The sequence below is a fragment of the Euzebyella marina genome (genome assembly GCF_003687485.1).
In the GTDB taxonomy this organism is placed as follows: domain Bacteria; phylum Bacteroidota; class Bacteroidia; order Flavobacteriales; family Flavobacteriaceae; genus Euzebyella; species Euzebyella marina.
Genome location: NZ_CP032050.1, coordinates 2,516,472 through 2,537,934, shown reverse-complemented (window position 1 = coordinate 2,537,934; position 21,463 = coordinate 2,516,472). Strand labels below are relative to the sequence as shown.

At 39.8% G+C, this 21,463-nt stretch carries 21 protein-coding genes and 1 riboswitch; of the genes, 10 read left to right on the top strand and 11 right to left on the bottom strand.

Annotation, left to right across the window (positions count from 1 at the left end; translation table 11 throughout):
• The first annotated feature begins 35 nt into the window (after positions 1-35).
• Both purB and D1013_RS10795 read left to right on the top strand, forming a co-directional pair.
• A complete protein-coding gene (gene purB, locus D1013_RS10800; RefSeq protein WP_121848839.1) occupies positions 36-1,379 on the top strand; it encodes an adenylosuccinate lyase in 1,344 nt (447 codons plus the stop codon).
• Positions 1,380-1,499: 120 nt separating this feature from the next.
• Entirely contained in the window at positions 1,500-2,399 is a 900-nt protein-coding gene (locus tag D1013_RS10795; RefSeq protein ID WP_121848838.1) for a mechanosensitive ion channel family protein, read from the top strand.
• A 70-nt stretch (positions 2,400-2,469) separates the two neighbouring features.
• Here D1013_RS10795 and D1013_RS10790 read toward each other — a convergent pair whose 3' ends face one another.
• The 6 genes from D1013_RS10790 to D1013_RS10765 form a co-directional block, all read right to left on the bottom strand.
• A complete protein-coding gene (locus tag D1013_RS10790) occupies positions 2,470-3,285 on the bottom strand; it encodes a mechanosensitive ion channel family protein (protein ID WP_121848837.1) in 816 nt (271 codons plus the stop codon).
• Positions 3,286-3,457: 172 nt separating this feature from the next.
• The gene (locus tag D1013_RS10785) at positions 3,458-3,997 is read right to left on the bottom strand and encodes a GFO_1091 family lipoprotein (RefSeq protein WP_121850692.1); all 540 of its coding nucleotides are present in this window, start codon (positions 3,995-3,997) and stop codon (positions 3,458-3,460) included.
• 52 nt (positions 3,998-4,049) lie between these two features.
• Positions 4,050-4,592, bottom strand: coding sequence for a GFO_1090 family protein (locus D1013_RS10780; RefSeq protein WP_121848836.1), 543 nt, complete (start codon positions 4,590-4,592; stop codon positions 4,050-4,052).
• Positions 4,593-4,674: 82 nt separating this feature from the next.
• Entirely contained in the window at positions 4,675-5,226 is a 552-nt protein-coding gene (locus D1013_RS10775; protein ID WP_121848835.1) for a GFO_1090 family protein, read from the bottom strand.
• A gap of 15 nt (positions 5,227-5,241) precedes the next feature.
• Complete coding sequence (locus D1013_RS10770; protein WP_121848834.1) at positions 5,242-5,691, bottom strand: PG0215 family putative anti-sigma factor; 450 nt, start codon at positions 5,689-5,691, stop codon at positions 5,242-5,244.
• The gene (locus tag D1013_RS10765; RefSeq protein WP_121848833.1) at positions 5,678-6,187 is read right to left on the bottom strand and encodes a GFO_1088 family ECF-type sigma factor; all 510 of its coding nucleotides are present in this window, start codon (positions 6,185-6,187) and stop codon (positions 5,678-5,680) included. Before D1013_RS10765 ends, D1013_RS10770 begins: the two co-directional genes overlap by 14 nt.
• 234 nt (positions 6,188-6,421) lie before the next feature.
• Here D1013_RS10765 and D1013_RS10760 point away from each other — a divergent pair, with 234 nt between their 5' ends.
• Complete coding sequence (locus tag D1013_RS10760; protein WP_121848832.1) at positions 6,422-7,933, top strand: GFO_1087 family putative carboxy terminal peptidase; 1,512 nt, start codon at positions 6,422-6,424, stop codon at positions 7,931-7,933.
• Positions 7,934-8,023: 90 nt separating this feature from the next.
• Entirely contained in the window at positions 8,024-9,505 is a 1,482-nt protein-coding gene (locus D1013_RS10755) for a GFO_1087 family putative carboxy terminal peptidase (protein WP_121848831.1), read from the top strand.
• A gap of 30 nt (positions 9,506-9,535) precedes the next feature.
• On the opposite strand, the gene D1013_RS10750 is transcribed toward D1013_RS10755, so the two are convergent.
• From D1013_RS10750 to D1013_RS10740, 3 genes are read right to left on the bottom strand one after another with little or no spacing between them, the layout of a single operon-like run.
• On the bottom strand, positions 9,536-10,465 hold the full coding sequence (locus D1013_RS10750) for an ABC transporter substrate-binding protein (RefSeq protein ID WP_121848830.1): 930 nt from the start codon (positions 10,463-10,465) through the stop codon (positions 9,536-9,538).
• A complete protein-coding gene (locus D1013_RS10745; RefSeq protein WP_162987883.1) occupies positions 10,465-11,583 on the bottom strand; it encodes a YncE family protein in 1,119 nt (372 codons plus the stop codon). Before D1013_RS10745 ends, D1013_RS10750 begins: the two co-directional genes overlap by 1 nt.
• A 10-nt stretch (positions 11,584-11,593) precedes the next feature.
• Positions 11,594-13,438: a TonB-dependent receptor plug domain-containing protein gene (locus D1013_RS10740; protein ID WP_121848828.1), complete on the bottom strand. Its 1,845-nt coding sequence runs from the start codon at positions 13,436-13,438 to the stop codon at positions 11,594-11,596.
• 35 nt (positions 13,439-13,473) lie between these two features.
• Positions 13,474-13,681: riboswitch (cobalamin riboswitch) on the bottom strand.
• A gap of 69 nt (positions 13,682-13,750) precedes the next feature.
• Here D1013_RS10740 and D1013_RS10735 point away from each other — a divergent pair.
• From D1013_RS10735 to D1013_RS10710, 6 genes are all read left to right on the top strand, one after another.
• Positions 13,751-14,893, top strand: coding sequence for an ABC transporter substrate-binding protein (locus D1013_RS10735; protein ID WP_225621472.1), 1,143 nt, complete (start codon positions 13,751-13,753; stop codon positions 14,891-14,893).
• A 3-nt stretch (positions 14,894-14,896) separates the two neighbouring features.
• Positions 14,897-15,925: a FecCD family ABC transporter permease gene (locus D1013_RS10730; protein ID WP_121848827.1), complete on the top strand. Its 1,029-nt coding sequence runs from the start codon at positions 14,897-14,899 to the stop codon at positions 15,923-15,925.
• Positions 15,925-16,710 carry an ABC transporter ATP-binding protein gene (locus D1013_RS10725; protein ID WP_121848826.1) on the top strand — a complete coding sequence of 262 codons (786 nt, stop codon included), beginning with the start codon at positions 15,925-15,927 and terminating at the stop codon, positions 16,708-16,710. Before D1013_RS10730 ends, D1013_RS10725 begins: the two co-directional genes overlap by 1 nt.
• Before the next feature lie 65 nt (positions 16,711-16,775).
• Entirely contained in the window at positions 16,776-18,143 is a 1,368-nt protein-coding gene (gene rmuC / locus D1013_RS10720) for a DNA recombination protein RmuC (RefSeq protein ID WP_121848825.1), read from the top strand.
• A gap of 41 nt (positions 18,144-18,184) precedes the next feature.
• On the top strand, positions 18,185-18,550 hold the full coding sequence (locus tag D1013_RS10715; protein WP_121848824.1) for a 6-phosphogluconate dehydrogenase: 366 nt from the start codon (positions 18,185-18,187) through the stop codon (positions 18,548-18,550).
• Complete coding sequence (locus D1013_RS10710) at positions 18,550-19,095, top strand: acyl-CoA thioesterase (RefSeq protein ID WP_192466547.1); 546 nt, start codon at positions 18,550-18,552, stop codon at positions 19,093-19,095. Before D1013_RS10715 ends, D1013_RS10710 begins: the two co-directional genes overlap by 1 nt.
• Positions 19,096-19,129: 34 nt before the next feature.
• Here the strand turns inward: D1013_RS10710 and pgl are convergent, their stop codons facing one another.
• On the bottom strand, positions 19,130-19,843 hold the full coding sequence (gene pgl / locus D1013_RS10705) for a 6-phosphogluconolactonase (RefSeq protein ID WP_121848822.1): 714 nt from the start codon (positions 19,841-19,843) through the stop codon (positions 19,130-19,132).
• Between the two features lie 30 nt (positions 19,844-19,873).
• Positions 19,874-21,406, bottom strand: a complete 1,533-nt coding sequence (zwf, locus tag D1013_RS10700) for a glucose-6-phosphate dehydrogenase (RefSeq protein WP_121848821.1) — start codon at positions 21,404-21,406, stop codon at positions 19,874-19,876.
• Between the last annotated feature and the right edge of the window lie 57 nt (positions 21,407-21,463).

Here is a 21,463-nt window from a genome sequence, read left to right as displayed (position 1 = left end):
TTGCGTTTTCTAAAATCAATCTGAACGCATCAATTATGTCGCTTAATCCTTTAACCGCTATTTCTCCTATTGACGGACGTTACCGAAGTAAAACCGAATCTCTTTCCGATTATTTTTCGGAAGAGGCTTTGATCAAGTATCGTGTTTTAGTCGAAATCGAATATTTTATCGCTCTTTGCGAAATACCCCTACCTCAGTTAAAGGCTTTCGACAGTTCAAAATTTGATGCCCTTAGAGAACTTTACAAGAACTTCGATTCTGCCGATGCTCAGGAAATAAAGGATATAGAAAAAGTAACGAACCATGATGTTAAGGCCGTCGAGTACTTTATCAAAAAAGCCTTCGACAAATTAGGTCTTAGCGAGTTCAAAGAATTCATTCATTTCGGGCTTACCTCTCAAGATATCAACAATACGGCGATTCCGCTCTCTATCAAAGAGGCTATGAACGATGTGTATGTTCCAGGGTATTTAGAATTACTTACAAAACTTGAAGAACTTGCCTCGGAGTGGGAAGATGTTCCGATGTTGGCCAGAACCCATGGGCAACCGGCTTCACCGACACGACTGGGTAAGGAAATAGAGGTATTTATAGAGCGCCTAAGAGAACAGTTCAATCTATTGAACGATGTACCAAGTGCCGCTAAATTTGGTGGTGCCACCGGAAATTACAATGCCCATAAAGTAGCTTACCCTACTATCGATTGGAAAGCTTTTGGCCAACAGTTTGTCCAACAAAAATTAGGGCTACATCACTCCTTTCCTACCACCCAAATTGAGCACTATGACCATATGGCTGCCTTGTTTGACGCCCTAAAACGTATTAACACTATTATTCTTGATCTTGATAGGGATTTTTGGACTTACGTTTCTATGGATTACTTCAAACAGAAAATAAAAAAAGGAGAGGTTGGGTCATCGGCCATGCCACACAAAGTGAACCCTATCGATTTTGAAAATTCAGAAGGAAACTTGGGGATTGCCAACGCTGTTTTTGAACATTTGGCCTCTAAATTACCGGTCTCTCGCCTACAGCGCGATCTTACCGATAGTACCGTGCTTAGAAATGTTGGGGTACCGTTTGCGCATACTTTAATTGCCTTTCAATCTACTTTAAAAGGTCTGAACAAGCTTCTTTTGAACCGAGAGAAATTTGAAAAGGATCTCGAAAACAACTGGGCGGTAGTGGCCGAGGCCATTCAGACCATTCTTCGTAGGGAAGGCTACCCTAACCCCTATGAAGCATTAAAGGGGCTTACCAGAACCAACGAAGCCATCAATCAAACTTCAATATCATCATTCATCGATACCCTTGAGGTTTCTGAAGATATTAAAGCCGAGTTGAAAGCAATTAGCCCGAGTAACTATACAGGCATTTAAGTCAAGGTTTTTTTGAATAGCACCAAATACTGGTGCATGCTATTACTAAGTTTGCCATATTAGCGTATTTGCGTTATCACGGGTTGAACCGTGCCAATTAAATAACTCAAAACCACCCATATGGAAAACAAATTTTCAGTTGAAGACTCTATAGGCAAACTTTGGGATAAATTAGATGGATGGTTGGATGCCATCATCTTAAAACTTCCTAACATTGCAATGGCCATAGTGGTAATGATTATCTTTTATTTCATTGCCAGAGGCTTGAGAAGATTGTTCAGAAACGTTCTTCTCAAAAGAATAAGTCAAGTATCCATTCAAGAAATTATTAGCAAGACAGTTTTTGTAACCGTTCTACTAATAGGTTTCTTTATAGCTCTGGGTGTATTGGAGCTGGATAAGGTTCTTACCAGTATTCTGGCAGGTGCCGGGGTTATAGGTTTGGCCGTGGGGCTTGCCTTGCAGGGAACGCTAAGCAATACTTTTGGAGGGTTGCTTTTATCCTTCATGCCAAACATAAAAATCAACGATTATATTCAGAATGGTGACGCCTCGGGTACTGTAGAGGAAATAAGTTTACGAAACATAGTAATCAAAACCCCTGAAAACAATACGGTGGTAATACCAAATTCAAATTTTGTTGATAGCGCTTTCACCAACTACTCTTTGACAGAGAGAGGACGCGTTTTTGTTCACTGCGGTGTTGGCTATGAGAGTAATTTACAGGAAGTGGAGGATTTAACCGTAAAAATCATTACCGAGAATTTCGAGCAAAGGGGTAATGAAGAGGTTGAATTCTTCTTCACCGAATTTGGAGACAGCTCTATTAATTTTATGGTCCGTTTTTGGACGGATGTTAGAACTAAAAAACAAGAACACGCTGCTAGACACAAAGCAGTCAAATTGATTAAAGCTCATTTCGATGAGAAAGATATTAATATTCCTTTCCCTATCAGAACCCTTGATTTTGGAAAGAACAACCTAACAATTCATACTGAAGAAAAGAACACTGAAGATTAAACAACTTTAGCTATCTAAAACAAAAAAGGGCCGCACGGAGCGGCCCTTTTTCATTCTCTTAATTGCGATTTTAGCCCTTTTTTTGAATTTCTACTTGATGTGGGTACGGAATCTCGATTCCCGCCTGGTCCAATGCCAATTTACAACCTTCTACGGTACTGAAATAAACCGACCAATAGTCTTCTGGTTTGCAAAAGGGTCTTACGGCAAAATTTACCGAACTGTCGGCAAGCTCCGAAACATTGACAGAAGGTGCCGGTTCTTTCAAAACCTTTGGGTTAGAGGTCAATACTTGCAAAAGAACATCTTTAGTTTGTTTGATGTCCTCACCATACCCAACACCTACTACCGTATCTACCCTCATCTTTCCTTCTGTAGTGTAATTGATAATATTTCCATTAGCTAAAACCCCATTGGGCACAATCGCCAGTTTGTTCTGAGGGGTAATCAATTTGGTCGTAAATATCTCAATCTCCTTTACAGATCCCAGAACACCTTGGGCCTCGATTAAATCGCCGATTCTATAGGGTTTAAAAATCATGATCAGTACACCACCTGCAAAATTGCTTAGTGATCCCTGCAAGGCCAAACCAACAGCAAGACCGGCAGCCCCAATAATAGCTGCAAATGTGGTAACATTGACCCCTAGGGTCGATATTACTATTATGACCAACAGCGCTTTTAGTGCCCAAGCCAACATATTTACTAAAAACCTCTGTAACGAGAGGTCATAGGTGCCTTTGGCCATCATTTTTCGTACTCCTTTTAAAAGGTTTTTAATAACCCATGAACCGATAATATAGATGAGTATCGCACCTAAAATTTTTGGTCCGTACTCTACCGCAAACTCGATTCCTTGATTCATCCAGATTTCTGCTTGTTCCATAATTCAATGATTTAGTTAGTGTTAAGTCATAAAGTTAAAAAAATCACCGATTGGATTAAGGTTATTTTAATGTTACAAAATGAACGTTTATGTTAGTTATAATTCATTCCCAATAAAAAATCCCACTACTTTGAAAGTAGCGGGATTTAATATTGTTCTTAATGATATGTAACTAGCCTTTCAAAAGCTGCCCTAACTGTTCAAGGCCTTCCCCTTTATAATCTGATTTCTCAAGTGCTTTCATAAACTGGATCATATTGGCCGGATTCATATCATCACCTAAAACACGAACAAGCAGAAACCCCTTATCGTTACTGTCTCCATAAATTACCACCTCATCAATTGCCTCATCATCTCCCAAATAACTGATGGTGGCCTTACCGTACGCAGTATTCATTTTCATAAGCTCGGTAAATTTCGAGTCTTTTAAAATTGTCCTTACCTTCGTCCTCTCTACTTGAAATTCAGCATCGTTAGCTTCATTCTTTCTGAAAGCCAGAACATTCAATTTTTTAAATGATTCTAAACTTTTCTTCTGTTCTACCGACATATCTGCCATTTCTAAATTTAAAAGACTGGCCGGTAGATCAATCGATAAAAAATTGGGGTTCTCAGAATTGTCAACATAATATTCTTGTAAGCTTTGCTTCGAAGAACAAGCGCCTAAAAAAAGTAGAACTAAAAGGCAGAAGGTAACTCTGATTGTTTTCATATTTTTTATTGCTTTAAGGTTGAATGCAATTACTAAACACATTAAGCCGTTTTTACCTGCCGGCCTCATTAAGTTCTTTAGGCAAATTCATTTGTTTGGTAAGGGCCGAAATCTTGTTTAAATCGATATCACCCGTAAGTGAAACCAACACACTCTCAAACTTACGATTACCTATTTCAATGTTTTTATTGTTGATATCAGATACAAAAAGTAAAAGTTCGCGAACGTGATTTTCATCTCTACCCTGTTTGATATAGAACTTAACATTGGCTTCTTTGTCTTTTACCCTCATCAATTCTTCCATAGAAGATGATTTTAGGTATTTACTGACCGTTTTGTGCATGTCTTGAGAGATGTTGGCATCTTCTGTTACGAAAACCTTGATTCCGCTTAAGCCCCTAGAAAGCTCGGCGAAATCTTGTGCCTCTTGGTTCTCTCGATCAAGAGATGCGACATCACCCGCTAATTTTATTAGACCTTTGTTAATAGATATCGAGGTAACATGATCCATATCTTCAAACTTGTCAAAGATTGATTGAGCTGATCCTAAAAAGGGTAATAATGCAATTGCTAGTACTAAACTTAGTTTTTTCATGACTGTTGATTTAATGATTGATGAATTAATATTTGATTGTTTAAAATATCTCGACTTTGAATAAGCTGATATGATGTTCCTATTAGCGACCTCCTTTCTTTCCAGCTTCGTTCAACTCTTCAGGTAAGTTCATTTTCTTGGTCAATGAACCAATTTTATTGAGGTCGATATCGCCCGTAAGAGATAATAAGACCGTTTCAAAATTTCGCCCGTTGAGATCAATGTTGGCATTTTGTATACCGCTGACCAACATTAACAATTCGCTCACATGGTCTTCGTCTTTACCGCTACGTATGTAAAATTTTACGTTGGCATCTTTGTCTTTGACCCGCATCAACTCTTCAAGTTTGGCACTCTTTAAGTACCTATCGACAGATGTCTTCATATCGGCACCAATGGCAGGGTCTTCGGTAATAAAAACCTTTAGGTTATTGAGGCTCTTGGCAATATCCATAAATTCTTGGGCCTCTGGGTCGTCTACCTCAACATCGATTTTACTTAAAAGATTGAACATGCTTCGGTTTACGACTACTGCACTGACCTTGTCTAGATCTTCATATTTATCGAACAAAGATTGTGATTGGGCCAAGATGGGGGTAAATACTATTGCCAGTACAACTAGAATCTTTTTCATTTCAGTATTATTAATTTAGTTTTTGTTATAAATCTTCTCTTGCGCTTCTACAAATTCATTTAGATACGCTACTTTTTCAGTACCTCTGTTAAAGTTCTCGGCCAACATGGCCAACGCTTTTCGGGTTTCTTGGTAGGCATATTCGGCCTTTTGCTTTTCGAGCTGTTGCTGATCGTAATAATCTTTACCGAAATAGGTTCCGACCATTAAAACCGTTACCGCGGCAACCGATAACCAAGGGTATAACCTTTTTAGAGAAACACCCGTACTTTTCTTTAGCGGAACTTTTCCGGTGAACCGCTCTGACTTGGCACTATTAAGGTAGCCGAACATCGGTCGGTATTGTTCTAAGTGTGCCGGAATATCGGGCCGGGCAAAATATTCCTTTAATTCTTTCTCTTCGGCTATAGTGGTCTCAGCTTCAAAATACCTAGCCAATAAATCTTCTACTCTATCCAATTCCATAGTTATGTTTTTCCATTAATTTCTCCCTTACGGCCTTTCTTGCCCTTGATAGGGTCACCCTTACCGCTGTAGGTTTCATTTCAAGCATTTCACAAATCTCTTCAAAATCGTACTCCTCAACATCTCGCAATTGTAATACCATCTTTTGCTGTTCGGGCAATTCTTCCATTATTCGTTGTACCCAGTCTACACTGTCATTCGCTTCGACTTGCTTTTGCAAAGAGGTACCTTCTTCTTTGTAATTACTATGAACAAGTTTAAGGTTACCTGCCTGCTTTGACTTTAATCGATCCAAACAAAAGTTCTTTGTCATAGTCATCGCAAAGGCTTCTACATTGTTGTAAGAACCTATTGCCTTACTCTTTGACCAAAGTTTTAAAAGAATCTCTTGAGTGGCATCTTCAGCTTCTTCTCGAGACACTAATAACCGTTTGGCCAATCGGTACAGTTTGTCTTGAAAGGGTGTCACAATTTTTAAAAAATCAGACTGTTGCATTTTTTGATCGGGTTGTTTATGTATACCTGATGAGTGGTCTACAATAGGAAGACGAAGTACCCTCTTTTTTGTTACAATAAACTTTTATATTCTGCGTAATGTAAGTAATTTGGTCATTCATATACTAAAACCTACCGCCCTAAACCACTAAAAGAACTTATAAACTTCTATAAAACCTATCTTTTTTTGGAATGGTAATTGATATCCTTCCCCAAAACCCCAAATGAATAAACTATGAAAAAACTATTTCTCCCGATATACCTTGGTCTGTCTTTGTTTTTTATCAATTGTTCTTCCGACGACAATATCATACCTGATGGCGAACAGGAAGAAGAGGAGCAAATCGACGCAACTGCCGAAGACTATCCTGCGCAGCACTTTATGTGGCAGGCCATGAACATCTTTTATTTTTGGCAGGGAGATGTAGAAAATCTTGCCGACAACAAGTTCACCGGGCCTAACGACCCGAGTTACATTCAATTTTTGGCATCTCAAGATGACCCGGCCGCTTTCTTTTACGAAGATTTGTGCAACAATCATGTAGAAGCCGTTGGTGAGGCAGCTGCCGTAGACCGGTTCAGTGCCGTAGTCGATAATTACGAAGACTTGTTAAATTCATTGGCAGGCATTTCTAGAAGTAACGGTCTAGAATTCAATCTCTATTTGGGCAATAACCAAATTGATGTTTTTGGGGTGGTCAATTATATTATGCCCAACTCAAACGCTTCGGAACAAGATATTTCAAGAGGTGAGTTCTTTAACGGAGTTAACGGCCAAGATTTAACCATCGAGAACTATGCAGGGCTACTTTTCGGAGAAGATGCTACTTACACCCTTAATATGGCCGATTTGGTGAATGACAATATTGTTGGTAACGACAAAGAAGTTACCCTGACCAAAATTGAAAACTTCTCTGAAAACCCCATTTTGGTCAATAAAATAATTGAACAGAACGGAATCAAAATAGGATACCTGATGTATAACGGCTTTTTAGCCGCCTATGATGATGAACTGAACGAAGTGTTCGGTACTTTCAAATCAGAAGGTATCGATGAACTTATTCTCGATTTTCGATACAACCCGGGTGGCCGAGTAACTTCTGCAGTACAGATAGCCAGTTCGGTCTACGGTGCCAAAACCGACGAAGTATTTGTAAGGCCCCGTTTTAATGCTAAGTTGCAAGAGCAGTTCAGTACGGCCGACAATTTCACCGATGTTACTTACGACTCTGAAACTCCTTTGAACACCCTCGAACTTTCAAGGGTATATGTAATTACTACCGATAATACGGCCTCTGCCAGTGAACTGGTCATTAATGGTCTAGAACCGTACGTTGATGTTGTTCAAATAGGTACGACCACCGTTGGCAAAAATGAATTTTCGAATACTTTTGTTGACGACCCAGAAGGAGATTTTCTTTATAACCCGAACCGAATCAATCAGATCAATCCAAATAATAGTTGGGCCATTCAACCCCTGTTAGGAAGAAACGAGAATGCCGATGGGTTTTCAGACTATACCCAAGGCTTGGTACCTGACCACGAGTTGTCCGAAAACATTGAAAACCTAGGTGTGCTAGGTGATGAAAACGAACCCCTTTTAGCCCTCACCCTTTCTATCATTTCAGGAGGAACGGCTAAATATCAAGCGGCAGAACCTTATCCTGCCGATTTTTTAACACATTCCAAAATGTACCAGCCCGGAAAGAACAATATGTTTATGGATGGGTTAATCACATCATTTTAACTAAACACCTGAAAATAATACAATTGCTTTTACGTTGGTGATTATGGAGAAGCTACTTTCTTATTTCATTCTGACCTTAAAATTTAATTGATGAAGAATTTCACCTGGGGGCTGGTGATTCCCCTTTTATTATTTGTTTCGTGTGTTCAAGATGATGATTTTTCAATTCCTGATACGGTTGATCCAGATCCCGCAGCAGGAGTAGAAGTACAAGATTTTATGTGGAAGGCCATGAACTTCTGGTATTTCTGGCAAGAGGATGTTGAAAACCTTTCCGATTCCAGATTTCCTGATACCTCTGAAGGTTCTGCTGCTTACACTGAATTTTTACAATCGGAAAGTGAACCAGGCGCCTTTTTCGACAATCAATTACTCTTTTCCGAAGACCGTTTTAGCTTCTACTCCGATGACTATGTAACACTTACACAGTCATTATCGGGCATCACCAAAAGCAATGGACTCATATTCGGTCTTGTTCGTATTCAAGGTTCAAACGAAGTTTTTGGATATGTACAGTATATCATTGAAAATTCAGATGCTGCCGCCAAACCCATCAAAAGAGGCGATATTTTCACCGCCGTCAACGGAACCACTTTGACCGACACCAATTATTCTTCATTATTATTTGGTGAAAGTGATACCTACACCCTTACTATGGGCGATATAGTAGATGGAGAGGTTGTAGCGAATGAAACAGAAATAACTCTAACAAAAGAGGTCGGTTTACAAGAAAATCCCATTTTTTTGAACGAGATTATTGAGATGGGGTCTTCGAAAATAGGCTACTTGGTATATACAGGCTTCATAGATGAATTCGACGAAGAACTCAATGCTATTTTTGGGAGGTTCAAATCAAACGGAGTGACCGATTTGGTCTTAGATCTACGCTATAACTCGGGCGGTTCGGTAAATACCGCTATTTTACTTTCAAGTATGATTTATGGCACCAATACCAAAGATGTATTTTTAAAGGCCCGATATAACGATAAATATCAAAAGGTTCTTGAGGATAGCGGCACCGACCTGAAACGGTATTTTGCCAATAAAACCAAGAAAGGAACCGAAATCAATTCTTTGAATTTAAATAAAGTCTACATCTTAACGACTACGGGTTCTGCTTCTGCCAGTGAATTGGTCATTAATGGTCTTGAGCCTTATGTTGATGTTATTCAAATTGGTGAGACGACTCGAGGAAAGAACGAGTTTTCCACCACCTTGGTAGATGATAGAGACAATAATTACATTTATAGCCCAGAAAGAACCAGTAAGATTAGTTCTAAAAACCGATGGGCCATACAGCCTCTCTTGGGTCGAAACGAAAATGCCGATGGATTTTCCGATTATACTGCCGGTCTGACCCCCGATATTGAACTAGATGAAGATTTGACCAATTTGGGAGTATTGGGCGATTTAAACGAACCCCTTTTAGAAAGGGCATTAAGCGAAATTTCAGGAACATCCGCTAAAAGAGCTTTCGATGTGCAACTACCTGCAAAACCTATTACCAATTCTAAAATGTACGATCCGCTAAAAGATAATATGTTTATTAGCGATCCTCCGGTAATTTGGTAAAAGATAAAAGGCCCTTAAAAAGGGCCTTTTCTATTCATAAAATCGTTTGTACCTCGCTCGTAACCTCGAGGGAATTGAAATGGCTTTCGGGTGAAATAATCCCGCTAGAAGCTCAATACCATCAACCAACGTTCTTGCCGATGACTGTGTAAAAAGCTCAAAATCGGCCACAAACACATTGTTTGACCTGACCGCCTTTAAAGAGGGCCAGCCTTCTTGTAATAAGAGCGTATGCATTTCTTTGAAAGTTCTCTCTACACTAAAACCGCAAGGTGCTATCACGATTACCTCTGGGTCATATTGCTTAATCTTCTCCCAAGGGGTAACCGTACTGTCGCCTGAAGGATGTGATAACATATCTACACCCCCAGCCAGACCAATCTGATGGGGTATCCAATGGCCACAGTTATAAATTGGGTTCAACCACTCTAAAAGAAGTACCTTTTTTGTTCTTACTTTGGCCTTTCGCAATGCATCTACTACGGCATCAATTCGCTTATCAAGTTTTCCTAAATAATCATAGGCCAGTTCTTCCCTATCAAAAGCTTTCGCTATAGTCAATGCATTTTCAAATACATCATCAAGACCCTGCGGGCTAATCGATATTACCTGTGGCTGCACCGGAAGTTTGGAAACTGCCTGCATGGTACATTCCAAATCGATTTGGCAAACATCACAGACCTCTTGGGTAAAAACAATATCTGGCGCTATTTCGTGCAGTAGGTCCTCCTCTACATAATACAGCTTCTTACCTTCCTTTTTGCTTTCGGTAAAAAAGGTATCTATCTGTTTGCTCGAATAATTTTTCCCCTCAAGCACACATCTAACCACCGGCATTTTTTCCCGCAAGGCGATTTCCGGACATTCAAAGGTAACTCCCTTCAAATGCTCTTGAAGACCCAAGTCATACATCATTTGGGTAACAGCCGGTAGAAAAGAGCAAGCTTTAAGCGAATCCATCAATTGAAATAAACTCCTGTAGGAATAATACCTGCAGCAAGAGTGTTCGTCAATGTTTTAGTTTCCAAGTCATAAATAAGTAAATCTCCTTGACTGGCATAATCCTTGGCATCGGTACCGTACAACTTACCTTCATTAACGGTCATTGAATAGAAAGAAACACCATCTATATAAGGTTCTGTCGGTAATTCAGTAGCATCTGTGCTAATTGAGTATACGCCACCAGCTAATGCATAATACAGCTCGTTTCCATCAATATTCAAACCTCCCGGGTGTTGAATGGTCGTAAAATCAAAAGTTTGGCTTATCTCATTGGTAGTTGCATCAATCTGAACCAATGCCCCATTTGTTTCCTCAGCGGCGTAAGAAGGGGCTCCTCCGCAAAGTACCCAAAGATTACCTTGCGCATCCCATTGCATTGAGTTGGGCAAATCACCTACTTCAATGGTTTTTAAAACGGAGTCTGTCGTTGGGTCGATAACAGATACTTTATTATTTTGTCCGTAGGCTCCTTGATGGGCTACATATACATAATTCTCATTAGCCGAAATTGACTCTGGCCCTAATTCTACAGGTATGGTATTTGTTACTGTATGACCTTCTAAATCTATGATTGCTATAAAATCGTCTTCCTCATCCGAGGTGTCACCCCAATTGGTGACATAACCTTTGCCATTGGAAACGGTAAAATAGCGCGGGTTCAGTAAATCTTCTTCAATTACAGCTACGCTTTCAAAAGTATACCTATTCACCACTTGAATTTTATGGGAGTTGTTGACCACGATATAGGCTATGGAATCATTGAAGGCCATTGATTGAACTATATTACCCAAGTCTTCATCATTTACCTTATTAAATATATCTTGTTCGGTTACGGAAAGGTCTTCTGATATAAATGTGACGGTTCCCGTTCCATTATTAAAAGGGCCTTCATTGGCAATTAATATACCGTTTTCGTATGCATCTGGGGTTTCCTCTTCGACTGGTGGCTCTTCTTCCACAGGGGGTTCTTCTTCTATCGGTGTTTCATCGATTATGGGTGCGTTATCATCATCTGAACAACCAGTGACGAACAAAGTGGATAATACCACTAAAACGGACAGTTTATTGAATTTCATTTTCATATTTTTAAAAGTTTAGATTTAATTTTAGTTGCATATTTCTACCGGGCATGGGTCTAAAGGCCACATTTTGGTAATTTTTGTTCCAGATATTATTTAGTTGAAACTTCGCTGTGAAGTCTAAATCTTTATTCAATTTAAACTCTCTTGACACCCCCAAATTGGATACGGAATAGTCAGGTAGCTCATCAGAATTATCAGAAGTGGTATAAACACTGCCGTTATAGAAAAGTTGATAAAACAACTTCCAATTAAGATGACTCCAACTTATATTGGAGGTCGCTTTGTGCTTTGGCACATACATTAGATCGTTGTTGGTTTCATCATTTCTGGCTTGCGTATAGAAATAGCCGCTATCCCATACCAAATGATGTTGTCCCCAGCTTTCTGCGTATTTAAAGGAAACTTCTAGACCGTAATTGCTTGCTTCACTTATGTTGATGGGTGTCCATATCCCTGAATCATTAGGTCTCCATTGAATACGATCCTCCGAAGAAATATAATAGGCGGCCCCTTTAAATTGCCACTTGCTGTAAAGCAAGGCGTGACCGATTTCAAGTTGATACGAAGATTCAGGAAGAATTTCGGGGTTACCGCTAGAGCCTCCGCCAGTAATCCAGTAAATTTCATTAAAAGTAGGAACCCTATGATTTTTAGATCCATTTACGTAAAGGATATTTTTTTTATTTGGCCGATACTCTAAATTCAAGGCGTACACCAACGGACTATCGAAATCGTTCACAAACTCTTTTCTGATATTCAAGTCATAACTTAAATTACTGGAGACATTGTGCTTAAAAAGTAATGTACCCGCAAATGTGTTTCTTTTAGCATCTGCAACCGAAGACCCCTTACCGTTTACATGGTTAAAATCGGCAATCGCATCAAAAATCAAATTCTTGACCGTAATCTTATAATCGTAGTTTGCCAAGAAAGTATTCGTTTGTCCGAAACTGAATTCCGGTCTATCATTGTTTCCGAAATATTTATACTTCTCGTACAGATAGCCCACTTTTAACCTTTGCACCTGATTATTTTTAAAGTGATTCCACTCCAAAAGGTTTCTAGTATTGTAATCTTTATACTTAGAGTTTGATGGTGCCGTTAAAGTGCCGGAAAAATTCCGGTCCCCAAGAAAGGTTTGGTGATAGAATTTTAAAAGCTGCTTATCAGATATCTTATATCCGACTTTTCCATTAATGTTGATGGTCTCAAAATCACCATTTTCATTCTTTTGGTCCGTGCCCAAATATTTATAGTCGTTTTCAGAAGCCCTGTAGTTCACCCCAAAGCCGAAAGTAAATTGATCCGAACCCTTCGAAATCCTGTAATCGACCCCTCGGGTTTCAAAACTTCCATAGAACAATTCTATTTCATTTTCAAGACCGGAATTGAATTGTATTTGATCTTGAAGGTGAATACTTCCGCCGATTGCTCCACTGCCAAACTGTACACTACCACCACCCTTTCTTATCTGTACATCATCGTAATTGCTTGGTACAATAGTGTTAAAATCGACCTGACCCGTCAACAGAGAATTAATATTGATTCCGTTCCATACCACTGCCGTTTGTGAGGCATTCGTGCCCCGAAATGACGGGGATGAAACCATACCCAATCCGTTTTCTTTTAAATAAATACCTGAATTGAATTGAAGTAAATCGGTTAGGGAACTACCGTTTCTTTTTAGCACAGAATCTTTTAATACGGTTGTGTTATTATTGGAAAAATGCAAGAGCCTTACATCTGTCAAGATAACTTCATCGAGCACCGTAACACTGTCCGTTTGCCCAAAAACTTGCTTACCGAACAGCAAGAGGCCGACCAAAAGTAAACGCTGTAAATAGTTCATACCATGAAAGACTTTTTACCCGAAAGTCAAACAAATAAGGGTTAACGAATTTGGCAGGTCTCCTGACTTGCGTACCGTCATTTACCTTCCCAATTAGAACTGAATCTAATCAGTGGTTTTGAAGTAATGTCGGCCACCCACGGGCAAAGCTCACAGTTGCGGGAACAGTTCCGGATTTACACCGGATTCCCTTTTAATCCTATCCTCTCTAAAAAGATAGCAACCATATTCGCGGCGAAAATAAACATTTTGTTTAATCTTTTATTCGAAAGATCAAATAATACTACTTTTGAAGGCATTAATCGTACTATCTTGAAAAATCTGTTTCTCGCTGCCCTATTGATTTTTTTCTTTTCATGTAAAAGTGACAATAAAAAAGAATCTCCATCTGAAATTGACCCAACAAACGAGGTTGTCAGCTATGCCACCGGTTTTGAAATTGAAAGGTCGGGGGATATAACTGTTTTAAAAGTATCTTCGGCGTGGGTAGGTGCCGAGAAAGTGTATTCTTATGCCCTGGTTCCAAAAACGAAACTAGCTGCAATCACTTTAGATCGCAATGCCTACGATGCTATAATACCTGTACCTGTAGAAAGAATGGTCGTAACTTCTACCACACACATTCCTTCTCTAGAAGCCCTTGGGGTGAGCGAAACATTGGTTGGTTTCCCCAATACCTCGCTTATTTCTTCTATGGAAACGAGAAAGAGAATAAGCAATGGCGCTATAAAAGAATTGGGCAGCAACGAATCGATCAATACCGAAATGGTCATAGAGCTGCGACCAGAAGTTGTTGTAGGCTTTGGCATCAACAATCAAAATAAAGCCTATCAGACCATTGAGAGATCTAATATTCCTATAGTTTATAATGGAGATTGGACGGAGAACTCCCCTCTCGGAAAAGCCGAATGGATCAAGTTCTTTGCTCCGTTCTTTGAGCTGGAACAAAAAGCAGATTCCATTTTTAAGGATATCGAGTATTCTTACCTAGAGACCAAAAAATTGGTCGAAAACGTTTCTAAAAGACCAACGGTACTAACGGGAGGGCTCTATAAAGACGTGTGGCACGTAGCCGGTGGAAACAGTTGGATGTCTCAATTTTTAAAGGATGCCAAAGCAGACTACCTTTGGGCCGATAGCAAAGAAACCGGCGGACTCTCATTAAGCTTAGAATCTGTTTTGGAAAAGGCAAAAACTGCTGAATTTTGGCTGAACCCTTCTATGCATGTCGGTTACAATGAAATGCTGGAGGCAAACCGCCATTACGGCCAATTTGATGCCTTCAAAAACAAATCGGTATACTCAAATACTATCGCAAAAGGCCCCATGGGTGGTTTGTTGTATTATGAATTGGCACCTAATAGACCCGATATGGTTCTTAAAGACCTCATTCATATTTTTCACCCTGAAGTTCTACCTGACCACCAACTCTACTTTTTCAAACCTTTACAATAGGTGATGCCATTAAAAACACATAGCACTTCATTTATAATTCTTGCATTTTTATTGATGGGTGCTTTTGTGCTGAATATCAGTTTGGGCTCTGTAACCATTCCCTTCAAGCATATCTTCTCGATTCTTTTTGGATCTACCATCGAAAATTCTTCATGGGAATACATTATTATCAATTACAGAATACCCAAGGCCATTACAGCAATGTTATCGGGAGCCGCTCTTGCATTAAGCGGGCTGTTGATGCAAACCCTGTTTAGAAATCCTTTGGCAGGTCCGTTTGTACTCGGTATTAGTTCTGGGGCAAGTTTAGGTGCGGCCTTATTGATTATGGGCTCTTCGTTCATAACCAGCTACGTTTCCATTGCATATATAAACGATATTTCTCTGGCCATAGCCGCTAGTATCGGTAGCTTTCTTGTGCTTTTTGCCGTGGTGATCGTAGCCTCAAAGGTTAAGGATACCATGGCCCTTTTAATCATTGGTCTCATGTTTGGTAGTATTACGGGGGCGGTGGTAAGCGTACTATCCTATTTTACCCAGGCAGAAAAACTTCAACAATACGTTTATTGGTCGTTCGGTTCTGTAGGAAATTTAACTTGGGGACAATTGTCCATTTTAGCATCCTTAACAGTTATCGGAATTTTATTGAGTATTTTATGTATAAAACCTTTGAACACCCTGCTTTTAGGAGAAAGCTATGCAAAAACTATGGGTATTCATCTCAAAAAATCACGATATATGATAATTCTGGCAACGGGTTTGTTGGCCGGAAGCGTTACGGCATTTGCCGGCCCCATAGCATTCTTAGGGCTTGCAGTGCCACACTTGGCAAGACAAATTTTTAAAACGACCAATCACCGAGTTTTGGTTCCGGCGGTCATACTTTTCGGCGCAATTGTACTTTTAATTTGTGATACGGTGGCTCAGCTACCGGGCTCGGAAAGCGTTTTACCCATCAACGCTATTACCAGTATCATAGGTGCACCCGTAGTTATTTGGCTTTTACTTCGAAAAAGAAAAATGGTTTTTTAATGAAAGGGCAAGCGAGCGAACATAAGTCAATGGAAGCAAAAGCACTATCAATTGGTTACAAGGGTGTACCTATTGTTAGTAATATTGATTTTTCGTTAAATACAGGTGATTTCACCTCAATTATTGGAATCAATGGTGTCGGAAAGTCGACATTGCTGAGAACGCTGGCCCACATGCAAAATCATATTTCTGGAAGTGTTTTAGTAGATGGACTGGAAATTGGTTCCTACAATTCTTTAGAGCTGGCCACAAAGATGAGCGTGGTTTTGACCGAGTCGCTGGCCTCTAAAAATCTTTCTGTATTGGAACTGGTCATGTTGGGGCGACAACCCTATACCAACTGGATAGGTACTCTTACCGAAGATGACAAAATTCAAGTGAAAAATGCCATTGTCAATCTCGACCTAGAGTCCATCCAACATAAGAAATGTTACGAGTTAAGCGATGGCCAGCTACAACGGGTGATGATTGCCAGGGCATTGGCTCAAGACACTTCCATCATACTACTAGATGAGCCCACTACCCATTTAGACCTCTTTCATAAGGTTAGAATATTAAAGCTATTGAAAGAAATAGCCAAAAACACTCAAAAGACCATCATTTACACCACTCATGAAATAGATATGGCCATTCAATTATGTGATAAAATGATTTTACTTGATGGTCAGAACAACCCTTTTGGCCAACCTTGTGAATTAATTGAAAACAAGTCTTTTGAGAATATCTTCCCAAAAGATACCGTAGTTTTCGACCCTGAAACAGGCACCTTTAAGATCAAAAAGTAACGTAAGAAGGTTGATTACCTTTTCCGTCAAACTTGTATCTTTACTTCGAACACTAGGTACAACAAATGAACGAATATCTCATATACCTCTTGATTGGCCTTGCCTGTATCTTTCTAGGCTATTTTTTAGGGGTTTACATACAATCATTAAAGACCAAATCGAGCCAAAGTGCGCTTGAAGAAAGAGAACAGCAACTACACGCCAATCTTTCCTCTATGGAACAGCGCCTGAGGGAAGCTGAAGAACATAGATTGAACCTGCAAGGTGAGAAAGAACAACTGGGCAATCAAATTGTAAGGTACCAAGCAGATTTAGAAAATCTGGAGGCAAAAAATCGCGAACAGAAATTGGAAGTTGAGAAACTTCAAGAAAGGTTCACCAAAGAGTTTGAAAACCTGGCCAATAAAATACTGGAAGAAAAGAGCCTAAAGTTTACCGAACGTAACGAAAAGAATATCAAAGATATACTGACTCCTCTTAATGAAAAGATTCAACTCTTTGAGAAAAAGGTTGAAGAAAGTCAGAAAGAGAATATAAGCATACATTCTGCCTTAAAAGAGCAGTTATTGAACCTTCAGACTCAAAACCTTAAAATTACACAAGAGGCAGAAAACTTGACAAAAGCCCTTAAAGGGGATAGTAAAATGCAAGGTAATTGGGGGGAATTGGTCTTAGAGCGCGTTCTTGAAAAATCAGGTCTTGAAAAAGATAGGGAATATTCCGTACAGCAAAGTTTTACACGTGAAGATGGAACTAGGGTTTTGCCCGATGTGATTATCAATCTTCCCGATGGAAAGAAAATGATAGTCGATTCTAAGGTGTCACTGACCGATTATGAACGTTTTGTAAATGCAGAAGACGAGTTTAAAGAGAGATTTTTAAAAGACCACATCAACTCGCTTCGCAAACATGTCGACCAATTATCGGCCAAAAAATATGAGGATCTTTACGAAATGGATAGTCCTGATTTTGTGTTGATGTTCGTACCTATTGAACCTGCTTTTGCCATTGCCATCAACAATGATAATACCCTTTACAACAAGGCTTTTGAAAAAAATATCGTCATAGTTACGCCATCGACCTTATTGGCCACTTTACGTACCATTGACAGTATGTGGAACAATGAAAAACAGCAACGGAATGCGATAGAAATAGCTCGGCAAGCGGGCGCCTTATACGATAAATTTGAAGGCTTTGTATCTGACTTGACCAAAGTGGGCAAAAAAATGGACGATGCCAAATCGGAATACAAAGGGGCCATGAACAAATTGTTCGAGGGTCGAGGAAACATCATTACCAGCATTCAGAAACTCAAAAAAATGGGGGCAAAAGCCAAAAAGTCATTGCCAGAGCCAATTTTAAAAAGGGCGAAAGATGATGATTTTGAGGATATGGAAACCGAATCGGGCACCTCAGGAAGACTCAACCTTTAAACTTAGTACCAATTTCAGTTAATTTCTAAGTAATCCGCTTTATGAAAAAATCGTTGTTAATAACTCTCGGCATTATTCTGGCCCTTTTTGCCCTGGTTTATGCCTTTATATATTTTGTTCCCTATAGTGATGGCATTCGCTCCGGTGAACTCATAAAAATCAGTCACAAAGGTGTTCTTGTCAAAACTTGGGAAGGAGAAATCAGTCAAGGTATTTCCGGAGCGCAAATATTTTCCTTTTCCATTTTGGATAAGGATAAAGAGGTTATCGATCAGTTACAAGAATATCAGGGTCAATACGTAAAACTTTATTATACCGAACGCTTTGCTACCTTCTTTTGGCTAGGAGACACCAAATACTTTATTACAAAAGTCGAAAAAGAGCAATCCCCTCATTTTAGAAACTGATGCAAGAATTTAAAAGTGCCCACGAATCACGGGTTTCCATAACCGAATTGATGTTACCTTCCCACTCCAACTTCGGAGGTAAAGTACATGGGGGCCATATACTGAACCTGATGGACCAAATTGCTTTTGCCTGTGCCTCCAAACATTCGCAATGTTATTGTGTTACCGCCTCTGTAAACCGGGTAGATTTTTTACATCCTGTGGAGGTAGGCGAACTTTTGACCTTAAGGGCCTCTATCAACTATACAGGTAGAACCTCAATGGTGGTGGGCGTTCGCGTTGAATCGGAAAACATTACCAAAGGCACCAAAAGGCACTGCAATTCTTCTTACTTCACTATGGTTGCCAAAGATGAAGATGGCAAGAGTATTTCCATTCCCGGTTTAATTTTAGAAAACGAGCAGGGAGTAAGACGCTTTGCCAGAAGCAAGAAAAGAAAGGAAGAAGCCTTTATCAGAGACACTCAATTTGAAAGCTCGCACTTTAACATGAAAGAGCATCTAGAAGGCCTAAAAGATGAAAATGTAAAACTTTCGTTGCATTAAATGTTGGCCTTCAAGCCTTTTCCGAGACTCTCTCTTAACTCAGATTAGCCGCCGCCGCATCATCTAAAAACCAGTATAGATTGTTCGATGTAGGTGCTACCAAGGTTGCCGGATAATCTTTAAAGCTTCCTGTTCTTCGAACAATTTCACCCACTTTTTCAGCTTTACCTTCTCCTGTTACCAAAAAAGCAACCGTAGCAGCCGCATTGATAATTTTGCCGGTTATGGTGATCCGTCTTTGACCAGAATCTGGATGAACGGCTACTTCGCAAGTCTTTTCTGAGTGCCAAAGATCAATCTCATGCGGAAAAATAGAGGCTGTGTGGCCATCATCGCCCATACCAAGAATGACCAAATCGAATGCGGGAATACCGTTTGATTCCGCTAGATATTGCTCTATAACTTCAGAATACCGAACAGCTTCGCCCTTTGGCTCATTTTCACCTTTTATTCGGTGTATATTCTCTTCGGGAATTTCAATTTTTGAAAGCAAGTGCTCTACAGTCATTTTATAGTTACTTTCATCATCGGTCGGAGGAACACAGCGTTCATCGCCCCAATAGAAATGAACTTTGTTCCAATCTAAATCAGAACCGAACTCCCTGGCAAGTACATCAAAAACAATTTTAGGAGTACTTCCGCCGGACAGCGCCACATGTAAAGAATCACTTTCGTTCACTTTATCAGCAAAAAAGTTAGAAAACTCCGCCGCTACTTCCTGTTTGTCTTTATATATCTTTAATTCCATATTCTCTTTATAAAATCAATACTGTATTGGTTAGCAGATGACGCAAAAGCCTGGGTCATCGGTTAGATTAGGCCCTGGGTTACGCCATTCACCGATACCTTCGATTAGGTCGTTGGAGTTTTCTGGTCCCCAGACTCCAGAAGCATACCCGTACATTCTAACATCTTTGCCATCTTCCCAATACTTAAGAATTGGATCAACAAATTCCCAAGCGGCCTCTACTTCATCAGCCCTAGCATATAAAGTGGCGTCGCCTTGCATCGCATCAAGCAACAATCGTTCGTAGGCATCCATTACGTGGGTCTCTACCAAACTTGAGTAATAAAAGTCTAGGTTGGCACGCTCTACCTTAAAGCCTTGGCCCGGTACTTTAACCCCGAATTTCACCAAAATGCCCTCGTCAGGCTGAATTCTGATTATCAGCTTATTATCTTTATCATGCACACCAGAATCCTTAAAAATCTGATGATGCGGCGTCTTAAAATGAATGACCACTTCGGTCACCTTGGTTGGCATTCTTTTGGCCGTTCTCACATAGAAAGGTATATCTTTCCACCTCCAGTTATCAACAAAAAACTTTATAGCGGCATAGGTCTCCGTGGTCGAATTTTTATCGACTCCCTCCTCTTCACGGTAGCCCTTAACTTCTTTTCCGTCGATTACTGAACTGGTATATTGCGCACGAATAGTGTTATCGAACAAGGTCTGCTCGTCGTTCATGATTCGAAGAGACTTCAATGCCTTGACCTTTTCATCTCGAATATCTTCGGGTGCATCACTAATCGGTGGTTCCATAACGACCAACGAGACAATCTGTAACAGATGGTTTTGGAACATATCTCGCAAAGCCCCCGATTTATCGTAATAACCTCCTCTTTTTTCAACACCCACTTTTTCAGCATTCGTAATCTCAACGTGGTGTATATAGTTACGGTTCCATAAGGGTTCGAATATGCTATTGGCAAAACGGGTCACCAAAAGGTTTTGAACCGTTTCCTTACCCAGATAGTGATCAATTCTGTATATCTGATGCTCTTTAAAAAACTGTTGCAGCCCCTTGTTTAATTGCTGTGCAGTCTCCAAACTATAACCAAATGGCTTTTCGACCACCAATCGTTTCCACCCGTGATTTTGGGTACTCATACCGGCATCGGCCAAACGCTGTGCAATGGTTTCATAAAGTGTTGGCGGGGTCGACAGATAGTAAATAATATTACCTGAAGTCTGATATTTGTTTTTCAAGTCTTCGACCCTAGTACGTAATCGTTGGTAATCGGTATCATAACTACCCCCAAGATCTTCGTAGAAAAACTTATTGGCAAAGGTGTTGATATAGTCTGCATCTTGGTCTTTGATCTTATCTTTTAAATAAGAGCTTTCTAAAACCACCCTGTTTCGAAACTGGGTATCGGTCATATCACTGCGACTGGCGCCAAGCACTACAAAATTGTCAGGTAGCTGGTCGGCCACGTATAGATTATAAAGTGCAGGTACCAATTTTCTGGCTGTAAGGTCGCCAGACGCACCAAATATCACAAGAATCTGATTTTCTGTTTTATTCATCTTAAGGAGGAAAAATTAAAGTCGTAAAAGTATTTAAAAGTAAAGCGAATACCAACG